We start from the raw sequence: 11,421 nt of genomic DNA on the forward strand, positions 1-11,421 counted from the left end.
AATGGCCATTGAAGGCGTCATGAAGGAAGGCTTCGTCACCACCACCTACGACTCGGTGGTGAACTGGGCCAAGACCGGATCACTGTGGCCCATGACCTTCGGTCTGGCCTGCTGTGCCGTCGAGATGATGCACGCGGGCGCCGCCCGCTACGACATCGACCGCTTCGGCATGCTTTTCCGTCCCAGCCCGCGCCAGTCCGATCTGATGATCGTGGCTGGCACGCTTTGCAACAAGATGGCGCCGGCGCTGCGCAAGGTCTACGACCAGATGCCCGAGCCGCGCTGGGTGCTCTCGATGGGCTCCTGCGCCAACGGCGGCGGCTACTACCACTACAGCTACTCGGTCGTTCGCGGCTGCGACCGCATCGTGCCGGTCGACGTCTATGTGCCGGGCTGCCCGCCGACCGCCGAGGCGCTTCTGTACGGAATCATCCAGCTCCAGCAGAAGATCCGTCGCACCAACACGATCGCGCGCGCCTGAGAGCGAGAGACATGACCGACTTTGCCATTTCTCCCGAGGCGCTGCAGACCCAGATCATCGAAACACTTGGCTCCAAGGCGAAGAGCGTCACGCTCGCGCTGGGCGAGGTGACGGTGGTGGTCGGCGCCACCGACTACCTTGAGGCCGCCACGCTGCTGCGCGACGCGCCGGGATGCCGCTTCGAGCAATTGATCGACCTCTGCGGCATGGACTACTCCGACTACCGCGAAGGCGAGTGGCAAGGCGAGCGCTTCGGCGTCGTCTCGCACCTGCTGTCCGTGAGCCTCAACCAGCGCGTGCGCCTCAAGGTGTTCGTGCCCAACGAAGACCTGCCGGTCGTCGATTCGCTGACCTCCATCTGGAACGCCGCCGGCTGGTTCGAGCGCGAGGCCTTCGACCTCTACGGCATCGTCTTCGAGGGCCACGACGACCTTCGCCGCATCCTGACCGACTACGGCTTCATCGGCCACCCGTTCCGCAAGGACTTCCCGGTGTCCGGCCATGTCGAGATGCGCTATGACGCGGAGCAGAAGCGCGTGATCTACCAGCCGGTCTCGATCGAGCCGCGCGAGATCACGCCGCGCGTGATCCGCGAAGACAACTACGGTGGTGGCTTGCACTGATGGCTGAGATTAAGAACTACACGCTGAACTTCGGTCCGCAACACCCCGCAGCGCACGGCGTGCTGCGTCTGGTGCTCGAGCTCGACGGCGAAGTCATCCAGCGCGCCGACCCGCACATCGGGCTCTTGCACCGCGCCACCGAGAAGCTGGCCGAATCGCGCACCTTCATCCAGTCGCTGCCCTACATGGACCGTCTCGACTACGTGTCGATGATGAGCAACGAGCATGCGTACTGCCTCGCGATCGAGCGCCTCATGGGCCTCGACGTGCCGCTGCGTGCGCAGTACATCCGCGTCATGTTCGCCGAGATCACCCGGCTGCTGAACCACCTGCTGTGGCTCGGCGCGCACGGCCTCGACTGCGGTGCGATGAACATGCTCATCTACTGCTTCCGCGAGCGCGAAGACCTGTTCGACATGTACGAGGCGGTCTCGGGTGCGCGCATGCATGCGGCCTACTTCCGGCCGGGCGGCGTCTATCGCGACCTGCCGGACGTGATGCCGCAGTACAAGGTTAGCAAGATCAAGAACGCGAAGGCGATCGATCGGCTCAACGAGAACCGCCAGGGTTCGCTGCTCGACTTCATCGACGACTTCTGCAAGCGCTTCCCGAAGATGGTCGACGAGTACGAGACGCTGCTCACCGACAACCGGATCTGGAAGCAGCGCACCGTCGGCATCGGCGTCGTCACGCCCGAGCGGGCGCTCAACCTCGGCTTCACCGGCCCGATGCTGCGCGGCTCGGGCATCGAATGGGACCTGCGCAAGAAGCAGCCCTACGACGTCTACGACCGCATGGAATTCGACGTGCCGGTGGGTATCACCGGCGACTGCTACGACCGCTACCTGGTGCGCGTCGAGGAGATGCGCCAGGCCAACCGGATCATCCAGCAATGCTCGGCCTGGCTGCGCGCCAACCCGGGCCCGGTAATCACCAGCAACCACAAGGTGGCGGCACCGGCGCGCGAGTCGATGAAGGCCAACATGGAAGAGCTGATCCATCACTTCAAGCTCTTCACCGAAGGTTTCCACGTGCCCGAGGGCGAGGCCTATGCCGCCGTCGAGCACCCGAAGGGCGAGTTCGGCATCTACCTCGTGAGCGATGGCGCCAACAAGCCCTACCGCCTGAAGATCCGCGCACCGGGGTTCCCGCATCTGGCGGCGCTCGACGAGATGGCGCGCGGCCACATGATCGCCGATGCGGTCGCCGTCATCGGCACCATGGACATCGTGTTCGGCGAGATCGACCGATGAGTCAACTCATGCATTCCGACACTTCTTCCAGCGGCGCCCAGGCTCCGCTGTCGGCCGCCACGCTCGAGCGCTTCGCCCGCGAGGTCGTCAAGTACCCGCCGGCCGGCAAGCAGTCGGCCGTGATGGCCTGCCTGGCGATCGTGCAGCAGGACGAGGGCTACGTGAGCGAGCAGCGCGAGCGCGAGATTGCCGCCTACCTCGGCATGGCACCGATCGCGGTGCACGAGGTCACGACCTTCTACAACATGTACAACCAGCGGCCGGTGGGCGCCTACAAGCTCAACGTCTGTACCAACCTGCCGTGCCAGCTGCGCGACGGTGCCAACGCCCTGGCCCATCTCGAGAAGAAGCTCGGCATCCGCATGGGCGAGACCACGCCCGATGGCATGTTCACGCTGCAGCAGAGCGAATGCCTGGGCGCCTGCGCCGATTCGCCCGTGATGCTGGTCAACGATCGCACCATGTGCAGCTTCATGAGCAACGAGAAGCTCGACCAGCTGATCGACGGCCTACGTGCGGCCACGCCCAAGGGAGCCTGATGATGTCGCCCGAGCAAGTCCTCTCGCAGTTCCAGGCCACCGGGGTCCAGACCTGCTTCCATGACCGCCACATCGAGCCGCAGATCTATGCCGGCCTCGACGGCACCAACTGGCGCTTGGCCGACTACGAGGCGCGCGGCGGCTACACGGCGCTGCGCAAGATCCTCACCGAGGGCCTGACGCCCGACCAGGTGATCGCCGAGGTCAAGGCCTCCGGCCTGCGCGGCCGCGGCGGCGCCGGTTTCCCGACCGGCCTCAAGTGGAGCTTCATGCCGCGCCAGTTTCCGGGCCAGAAGTACCTGGTCTGCAACTCGGACGAGGGCGAGCCGGGCACCTGCAAGGACCGCGACATCCTGCAGTTCAACCCGCACATCGTGATCGAGGGCATGGCCATCGCCGCCTACGCGATGGGCATCAGCGTGGGCTACAACTACATCCACGGCGAGATCTTCCAGACCTACGACCGGTTCGAGGAAGCGCTCGAGGAGGCCCGTGCCGCCGGCTATCTCGGCGACGGCATCATGGGCAGCACGTACAACTTCCAGCTGCACGCGGCGCACGGCTTCGGCGCCTACATCTGCGGCGAAGAGACCGCGCTGCTCGAATCGCTCGAAGGCAAGAAGGGCCAGCCGCGCTTCAAGCCGCCGTTCCCGGCCAGCTTCGGTCTCTACGGCAAGCCGACCACGATCAACAACACCGAGACCTTCGCCGCGGTGCCGTGGATCATCAACAACGGCGGCCTGGCGTACCTGGAGTGCGGCAAGCCGAACAACGGCGGCACCAAGATCTACTCGGTCAGYGGCGACGTCGAGCTCCCCGGAAACTACGAAGTGCCGATGGGCACGCCGTTCGCGAAGCTGCTCGAGCTCGCCGGCGGCGTCCGCAAGGGCCGCCAGCTCAAGGCCGTGATCCCGGGCGGATCCTCGGCGCCGGTGCTGCCGGCCGACATCATGATGCAGTGCACGATGGACTACGACTCCATTGCCAAGGCCGGCTCGATGCTGGGCTCGGGCGCGGTCATCGTGATGGACGATAGCCGCTCGATGGTCGAGTCGCTCAAGCGCCTCTCGTACTTCTACATGCACGAATCCTGCGGCCAGTGCACGCCCTGCCGCGAAGGCACGGGCTGGCTCTGGCGCGTGGTCGACCGCATCCACAACGGCCACGGCAAGGCCAGCGACATGGACCTGCTCAACTCGGTCGCCGACAACATCCAGGGTCGCACCATCTGTGCGCTGGGCGATGCCGCCGCGATGCCGGTGCGGGCCATGATCAAGCATTTCCGCCACGAGTTCGAGGCAATGATCCCGGGCTACGTCCCGAAGACGCCGGCCAAGGCCTGATGAGGGGCGCGAGAAAAATATATGGTTGAAATTGAACTCGACGGAAAGAAGGTCGACATCGTCGAAGGCAGCATGATCATGCATGCGGCCGAAAAGGCGGGCACCTACATCCCGCACTTCTGCTATCACAAGAAGCTCAGCATCGCGGCCAACTGCCGCATGTGCCTGGTCGACGTCGAAAAGGCGCCGAAGCCGATGCCGGCCTGCGCCACGCCGGTGACGCAGGGCATGATCGTCCGCACCAAGAGCGAGAAGGCCATCAAGGCCCAGCAGTCGGTGATGGAGTTCCTGCTGATCAACCATCCGCTCGACTGCCCGATCTGCGACCAGGGCGGCGAATGCCAGCTGCAAGACCTGGCCGTGGGCTACGGCGCCTCTTCCTCGCGCTACGAGGAAGAGAAGCGCGTCGTCTTCCACAAGGACGTCGGCCCGCTGATCAGCATGGAAGAAATGAGCCGCTGCATCCATTGCACGCGCTGCGTCCGCTTCGGCCAGGAAGTGGCCGGTGTGATGGAGCTCGGCATGTCGCACCGCGGCGAGCACTCCGAGATCGAGACCTTCCTGGGCGACTCGGTCGACTCCGAGCTGTCGGGCAACATGATCGACATCTGCCCGGTCGGCGCGCTCACCAGCAAGCCCTTCCGCTACAGCGCCCGCACCTGGGAGCTGTCGCGCCGCAAGTCGGTCAGCCCGCATGACTCCACCGGCGCCAACCTGATCGTTCAGGTCAAGAACAACCGCGTGATGCGCGTGGTGCCGCTCGAGAACGAAGACGTCAACGAGTGCTGGATCGCCGACCGCGACCGCTTCTCGTACGAGGCCCTCAACGGCCCCGAGCGCCTGACGCAGCCGATGCTGAAGCAGGGCGGCCATTGGCAGCAGGTCGACTGGCAGACGGCGCTCGAATACGTCGCCAACGGCCTGAAGCAGATCAAGGCCGACCATGGCGCCCAGAGCATTGGCACGCTGGTCAGCCCGCACAGCACGCTCGAAGAGATGCGTCTCGCCAAGCTGCTGACGAAGGGCCTGGGCAGCAACAACATCGACTACCGCCTGCGCAACGTCGAGTTTGGCGCTGCCGAAGGCATCCGCTGGCTCGGCACCTCGATCGCCTCGCTGTCGCAGTTGCAACGCGTGCTGGTGGTCGGTTCGAACCTGCGCAAGGACCATCCGCTGTTCGCGCAGCGCATCCGCCAGTCGGTGCGCAAGGGCGGCGCATTGAGCGCCATTACTTCGGCCGAGCTGCTGTCCGGTGCCGACGCCTGGGCCATCCCAATCGCCAACGCGGTCACCTTGCCGGCCGACCAGTGGGTCGACGCGCTGGTCGAACTCGCCGGCGCGATCGCCGAGAGCACCGGCGCCGTGGCGCCGGTCGCGCTCGCTGGCGCCGCCAGCGACGCCRCCAAGGCCCTGGCCGCCTCGCTGCTTGGCGGCGAGCGCAAGGCGATCCTGCTCGGCAATGCCGCGGCCCACCATCCCCGCGCGAGCAGCCTGCTGGCGCTGGCCAACTGGATCGGGGCCCAGACCGGCGCCAGCGTCGGCTACCTGACCGAAGCCGCCAACACGGTCGGCGCCCAGCTGGCCGGAGTCCTGCCCAAGGACGGCGCGCTGAACGCGGGCCAGATGCTCGCAGGCGGCCTCAAGGCGGCCCTGCTGCTCAACTGCGAGCCGGTGTTCGATTCGGCCGCCGGCGAGTCCGCGATCGAAGGCCTCGCGCATGCGCAGATGGTCGTTACTCTGAGCCCCTTCAAGGCCAATCTCGAATTCAGCGACGTGCTGCTGCCGATCGCGCCGTTCACCGAAACGCCGGGCAGCTTCGTCAACGCCGAAGGCCGCGTCCAGAGCTTCCACGCGGTCGTCAAGCCGCAAGGCGAGGCGCGTCCGGCCTGGAAGGTGCTGCGCGTGCTGGCCAACCTGCTGGGCCTGCCGGGCTTCGCGTTCGAGTCGACGGCCGACGTGCTGGCCGAGCTCGATTCCCCGTCCCAGGTGGCGGCCGACAACCTGTCCAACGCCACGGCCGCAGGCATCGATACCGGCGCCGCGGTACAGGCGGCCCCGGTGGTCGCGAGCATCTACCAGCTCGACTCGATCGTGCGCCGCGCACCTTCGCTGCAACTCACCGCCGACGCCCGCCAGGCAGCGGCTGCGCGGGAGGTGTCGGCATGATCGACGCGCTGCACGGCTTCGGCCTGGGCCTGGTGTCCGCGGGCTGGTGGACCGGCTTCCTCTGGCCGGTGATCTGGACCCTGATCAAGATCATCGTCGTCGTGATCCCGCTGATGGGGGCGGTCGCCTATCTCACGCTGTGGGAGCGCAAGGCCATCGGCTTCACGCAGATCCGCATCGGCCCCAACCGCATCGGCCCGCTGGGCCTGCTGCAGCCGATCGCCGACGCGCTCAAGCTGCTGACCAAGGAAATCATCCTGCCTACGGTCGCCCACAAGGGCTTGTTCCTGTTGGGCCCGATCATGACCATCATGCCGGCGCTGGCCGCCTGGGCGGTCATTCCCTTCGGCCCCGAAGTGGCGCTGGCGAACATCAACGCCGGGCTGCTGTTCGTGATGGCCATCACCTCGCTCGAGGTCTACGGCGTGATCATCGCGGGCTGGGCCTCGAACTCGAAGTACGCCTTCCTGGGCGCGCTGCGCGCCTCGGCCCAGATGGTCAGCTACGAGATCGCGATGGGCTTCTGCTTCGTCGTCGTGCTGATGGTCTCGGCCAGCCTCAACATGACCGACATCGTGACCGGGCAGGGCAGGGGGCACTTCGCCTCGATGGGTATCGGCTTCCTGTCGTGGAACTGGCTGTCGCTGCTGCCGATCTTCGTCGTCTACTTCATCTCGGGCCTGGCCGAGACCAACCGCCACCCCTTCGACGTCGTCGAGGGCGAATCGGAAATTGTCGCCGGCCACATGATCGAGTACTCGGGCATGAGCTTCGCGATGTTCTTCCTGGCCGAGTACGCCAACATGTGGCTGGTCTCGATCCTGTGCGCGGTGCTGTTCCTCGGAGGCTGGCTGCCCCCGTTCGACTTCCTGGCCTTCATTCCGGGCTGGATATGGCTCGGCATCAAGGCCTTCTGCGTGGTCACCATGTTCCTCTGGGTCCGCTCGACCTTCCCGCGCTTCCGCTATGACCAGATCATGCGGCTGGGCTGGAAGATCTTCATTCCGGTCACGCTGGTGTGGCTGGTGGTGGTCGGCGCCTGGATGCAGACCCCCTTCAACATCTGGAAATAACTGGAACTGCCATGACTGCGCCCTCCCCCAGCGCGCTTGCGCGCTCCTCGACCTTCGCATCCGCGCCGTTCTCGCTCAAGGACTTCCTGCGCAGCTTCATGCTGTTCGAGTTGTTCAAGGGCCTGGCGATCACCGGCAAGTACGCCTTCAGCCGAAAGATCACCATCCAGTTCCCGGAAGAGAAGACGCCGCTGTCGCCGCGCTTCCGCGGCCTGCACGCGCTGCGCCGCTACGAGAACGGCGAAGAGCGCTGCATCGCCTGCAAGCTCTGCGAGGCGGTCTGCCCGGCGCTCGCGATCACGATCGAATCCGACGTCCGCGACGACGGCTCGCGCCGCACCACGCGCTACGACATCGACCTGACCAAGTGCATCTTCTGCGGCTTCTGCGAAGAGAGCTGCCCGGTTGACTCGATCGTCGAGACCCACATCTTCGAATACCACGGTGAGAAGCGGGGCGACCTGTACTTCACCAAGGACATGCTGCTCGCCGTCGGCGACCGCTACGAAAAAGAAATCGCCGCCAACAAGGCGGCCGACGCCAAGTACCGCTGAAGCGGCCGGCCCGAACCTCGAAGAAAACGAATCCGATCCATGGACGCCAAGACCGGTCTGTTCTATCTGTTTGCCGCGGTGCTGCTGTTCGCAGCCTTCCGCGTCATCACCGCGCGCAACCCCGTGTATGCGGCGCTCTACCTGGTGCTGGCGTTCTTCCAGGCATCGGCCATCTGGCTCCTGCTGCGCGCCGAGTTCCTCGCGATCTCGCTGGTGCTGGTCTACGTGGGGGCGGTGATGGTGCTGTTCCTGTTCGTGGTGATGATGCTGGACATCAACGTCGAGAGTCTGCGCGAGGGCTTCTGGAAGCACTTCCCGCTGGCGGCCGGCGTCGGCGCGCTGATCGCGCTCGAGATGGCGGCGGTGCTGATGGGCGGCTTCCGCCTGAGCGCGCCCAAGAGCCCCCTGGCCACCGGCCCGGACACCTCGAACACGCTCGAACTCGGCAAGCTGCTCTACACGCAGTATCTCTACCCGCTGGAGGTTGCCGCCGTGATCCTGCTGGTGGCGATCATCGCCGCCATCGCGCTGACCTTGCGCCGCCGCAAGGACAGCAAGTACGTGAACCCGGCCGACCAGGTCCGCGTGAAGGCGCGCGACCGCGTGCGCATCGTCCAGATGCCTGTCACGCGCCAGGCTGAACCGGCTGCGGAACAACCCGCGGCCGCAGCGGAGACCAAGGCATGACGCTCACGCTCGGACACTTTCTTTCGCTCGGCGCGATGCTGTTCGCGCTGTCGGTGATCGGGATCTTCCTGAACCGCAAGAACCTGATCGTGCTGCTAATGTGCGTGGAGYTGATGCTGCTCGCGGTCAACACGAACTTCGTCGCCTTCTCGTACTTCCTCGGCGATATGCACGGACAGGTCTTCGTCTTCTTCATCCTGACGGTCGCGGCCGCCGAGTCGGCCATCGGGCTGGCGCTGCTGGTGCTGCTGTTCCGCAACAAGTCGAACATCAACGTCGACGAACTCAACGCGCTCAAGGGCTGAAGAAGGTTTACTCATGAGCGCTACTCTTTCCGCATCCACCCTGCTGGCCGTTCCGCTGGCGCCGCTGGTCGGCGCCGTCGTCTCCGGCCTGTTCGGCACCAAGTTCGGCGGCAACCAGATCGGCCGCCGGATAACGCATTCGCTGACCATCCTCGGCGTGCTGGTGTCCTTCATCATCTCCGCCATGACGCTGCAGAGCGTGGTGAGCGACGGCGCGCACTTCAACGCCACCATCTACGAATGGATGGTGGTCGGCGGCCTCAAGATGGAAGTCGGCTTCCTGGTCGACGGCCTGACCGCGATGATGATGTGCGTCGTGAGCTTCGTGTCGCTGATGGTCCACGTCTACACAATCGGCTACATGGAAGACGACGAGGGCTACAACCGCTTCTTCGCCTACATATCGCTGTTCACCTTCTCGATGCTGATGCTCGTCATGAGCAACAACATGCTCCAGCTGTTCTTCGGCTGGGAGGCGGTGGGCCTGGTGTCCTATCTGCTGATCGGTTTCTGGTACAACCGGCCGACCGCGATCTTCGCCAACCTGAAGGCCTTCGTGGTCAACCGTGTCGGCGACTTCGGCTTCATCCTCGGCATCGGCCTGATCGCCGCCTACTCCGGCACGCTGAACTACGGCGAGGCCTTCGCCAAGGCCGACGCGCTGGCCAAGATCACCTTCCCGGGCACTGAGTGGATGCTGATCACGGTGATCTGCATCTGCCTGTTCATCGGTGCCATGGGCAAGAGCGCGCAGTTCCCGCTGCACGTGTGGCTGCCCGACTCGATGGAAGGCCCGACCCCAATCTCGGCGCTGATCCACGCCGCGACCATGGTCACGGCTGGCATCTTCATGGTGGCGCGCATGTCGCCGCTGTTCGAACTCAGCAACACGGCGTTGAGCTTCATCCTCGTGATCGGCGCCATCACCGCGCTGTTCATGGGCTTCCTAGGCGTCATCCAGAACGACATCAAGCGCGTGGTCGCCTATTCCACGCTGTCACAGCTCGGCTACATGACGGTGGCGCTCGGCGCYTCGGCCTAYTCGGTSGCCGTGTTCCACCTGATGACSCACGCSTTCTTCAAGGCRCTGCTGTTCCTYGGCGCCGGCTCCGTGATCATCGGCTTGCACCACAACCAGGACATGCGCTGGATGGGCAACGTGCGCAAGTACATGCCGATCACCTGGATCACCTCGCTGGTGGGCTCGCTGGCGCTGATCGGGACGCCGTTCTTCTCGGGCTTCTATTCGAAGGACAGCATCATCGAAGCGGTGCATGAGAGCCACCTGTGGGGCTCGGGCTTCGCCTACTTCGCGGTGCTGGCGAGCGTGTTCGTCACCGCCCTGTATTCGTTCCGCATGTATTTCATGGTGTTCCACGGCAAGGAGCGCTTCGACCAGAACCCCGACGCCCACCACGACGACCATGGGCATGGCCACGACGACCACCACGAGCCGCACGAGTCGCCGTGGGTGGTCTGGGTGCCGCTGGTGGCGCTGGCGATCCCGTCGGTCGTGATCGGCTTCATGACGATCGAGCCGATGCTCTACGGCGAGTTCTTCAAGGGTGCGATCTTCATCGACGAAGGCAAGCACGAAGCCATGAAGGAACTGGCCGAGACCTTCCACGGCCCGGTCGCGATGGCCATCCACGGCCTGACCGCAGCGCCGTTCTGGCTCGCGCTCGCCGGCGTGGTGGTGGCCTGGTACCTGTACCTGGTCAATCTGGCCGTGCCGGCCGCGATCAAGCGCGCCTTCGGCCCGATCTACACCCTGCTCGAGAACAAGTACTACATGGACTGGTTCAACGAGAACGTCATCGCCCGCGCCACCCGCGCGCTCGGCACCGGCCTCTGGAAGGGCGGCGACCAGGGAATCATCGACGGCGGCATCGTCGACGGCTCCTGGAAGCTGGTCGGCCGCATCGCCGGCGCGGTGCGCTGGCTGCAGTCGGGCTATATCTATCACTACGCATTCTCGATGCTGCTCGGCATCTTCATCCTGATGTCGTACTTCGTCTGGTTCAAGCGCTAAGCGGCTCTCTGGAGAAAAACAAAAATGGGTTTGTTGAGCCTTGCCATCTGGATGCCGATCGCGTTCGGCACCGTGCTGTTGGCCTTCGGTCGGGATGAGCACGCCAAGGGTGTTCGCTGGGTCGCGCTGATCGGTTCGGTCGCGAGCTTCCTGGTCACGCTGCCGCTCTGGTCGCGTTTCCAGAACGACACTGCCGCGATGCAGTTCGTCGAGAAGGAGCGCTGGATCGAGCGCTTCAATATCCATTACCACATCGGCCTGGACGGCATTTCGTTCTGGCTGGTGCTGCTGACCGCCTTCATCACCGTGATCGTCGTGATCTCGGCCTGGCAGGTGATCACCGAGCGCGTGAACCAGTACATGGG

At 64.9% G+C, this 11,421-nt stretch carries 11 protein-coding genes and 1 pseudogene; all 12 read left to right on the forward strand.

What is annotated here, in order from left to right; genetic code table 11:
• Position 1: 1 nt before the first annotated feature.
• Complete coding sequence (locus tag AC1DY5_RS25290) at positions 2-481, forward strand: NuoB/complex I 20 kDa subunit family protein (RefSeq protein ID WP_021008163.1); 480 nt, start codon at positions 2-4, stop codon at positions 479-481.
• 11 nt (positions 482-492) lie between these two features.
• On the forward strand, positions 493-1,104 hold the full coding sequence (locus AC1DY5_RS25295) for an NADH-quinone oxidoreductase subunit C (protein ID WP_478115838.1): 612 nt from the start codon (positions 493-495) through the stop codon (positions 1,102-1,104).
• On the forward strand, positions 1,104-2,357 hold the full coding sequence (locus AC1DY5_RS25300) for an NADH-quinone oxidoreductase subunit D (RefSeq protein ID WP_478115840.1): 1,254 nt from the start codon (positions 1,104-1,106) through the stop codon (positions 2,355-2,357). Before AC1DY5_RS25295 ends, AC1DY5_RS25300 begins: the two co-directional genes overlap by 1 nt.
• Before the next feature lie 8 nt (positions 2,358-2,365).
• The gene (locus AC1DY5_RS25305) at positions 2,366-2,896 is read left to right on the forward strand and encodes an NADH-quinone oxidoreductase subunit NuoE family protein (protein WP_478115841.1); all 531 of its coding nucleotides are present in this window, start codon (positions 2,366-2,368) and stop codon (positions 2,894-2,896) included.
• 2 nt (positions 2,897-2,898) lie between these two features.
• A complete protein-coding gene (gene nuoF, locus AC1DY5_RS25310; protein ID WP_478115851.1) occupies positions 2,899-4,239 on the forward strand; it encodes an NADH-quinone oxidoreductase subunit NuoF in 1,341 nt (446 codons plus the stop codon).
• A gap of 21 nt (positions 4,240-4,260) precedes the next feature.
• Positions 4,261-6,405 carry an NADH-quinone oxidoreductase subunit NuoG gene (nuoG, locus tag AC1DY5_RS25315; protein WP_478115843.1) on the forward strand — a complete coding sequence of 715 codons (2,145 nt, stop codon included), beginning with the start codon at positions 4,261-4,263 and terminating at the stop codon, positions 6,403-6,405.
• Positions 6,402-7,478, forward strand: a complete 1,077-nt coding sequence (gene nuoH / locus AC1DY5_RS25320) for an NADH-quinone oxidoreductase subunit NuoH (RefSeq protein WP_478115845.1) — start codon at positions 6,402-6,404, stop codon at positions 7,476-7,478. The genes nuoG and nuoH overlap by 4 nt, the downstream gene beginning before the upstream one ends.
• 11 nt (positions 7,479-7,489) lie before the next feature.
• Entirely contained in the window at positions 7,490-8,032 is a 543-nt protein-coding gene (gene nuoI, locus AC1DY5_RS25325; RefSeq protein ID WP_478115846.1) for an NADH-quinone oxidoreductase subunit NuoI, read from the forward strand.
• A gap of 39 nt (positions 8,033-8,071) precedes the next feature.
• Positions 8,072-8,719 (forward strand): NADH-quinone oxidoreductase subunit J, encoded by a 648-nt coding sequence (locus AC1DY5_RS25330; RefSeq protein WP_478115847.1) that lies wholly within the window; start codon positions 8,072-8,074, stop codon positions 8,717-8,719.
• Complete coding sequence (nuoK, locus tag AC1DY5_RS25335; RefSeq protein WP_478115849.1) at positions 8,716-9,024, forward strand: NADH-quinone oxidoreductase subunit NuoK; 309 nt, start codon at positions 8,716-8,718, stop codon at positions 9,022-9,024. Before AC1DY5_RS25330 ends, nuoK begins: the two co-directional genes overlap by 4 nt.
• A gap of 13 nt (positions 9,025-9,037) precedes the next feature.
• Positions 9,038-11,056, forward strand: a complete 2,019-nt coding sequence (nuoL, locus tag AC1DY5_RS25340) for an NADH-quinone oxidoreductase subunit L (RefSeq protein ID WP_478115850.1) — start codon at positions 9,038-9,040, stop codon at positions 11,054-11,056.
• A gap of 24 nt (positions 11,057-11,080) precedes the next feature.
• Positions 11,081-11,421: pseudogene (locus tag AC1DY5_RS25345) on the forward strand (NADH-quinone oxidoreductase subunit M); the annotation flags it as partial.

The organism is Variovorax sp. P4_D9 (genome assembly GCF_056401695.1).

What these genes read in the sequence shown, in the direction of transcription:
- AC1DY5_RS25290 (WP_021008163.1), top strand. Translation starts at nt 2, where the DNA reads ATGGCCATTGAAGGCGTCATGAAGGAAGGCTTCGTCACCACCACCTAC.
- nuoI (WP_478115846.1), top strand. Translation starts at nt 7,490, where the DNA reads ATGACTGCGCCCTCCCCCAGCGCGCTTGCGCGCTCCTCGACCTTCGCA.
- AC1DY5_RS25295 (WP_478115838.1), top strand. Translation starts at nt 493, where the DNA reads ATGACCGACTTTGCCATTTCTCCCGAGGCGCTGCAGACCCAGATCATC.
- AC1DY5_RS25300 (WP_478115840.1), top strand. Translation starts at nt 1,104, where the DNA reads ATGGCTGAGATTAAGAACTACACGCTGAACTTCGGTCCGCAACACCCC.
- AC1DY5_RS25305 (WP_478115841.1), top strand. Translation starts at nt 2,366, where the DNA reads ATGCATTCCGACACTTCTTCCAGCGGCGCCCAGGCTCCGCTGTCGGCC.
- nuoH (WP_478115845.1), top strand. Translation starts at nt 6,402, where the DNA reads ATGATCGACGCGCTGCACGGCTTCGGCCTGGGCCTGGTGTCCGCGGGC.
- AC1DY5_RS25330 (WP_478115847.1), top strand. Translation starts at nt 8,072, where the DNA reads ATGGACGCCAAGACCGGTCTGTTCTATCTGTTTGCCGCGGTGCTGCTG.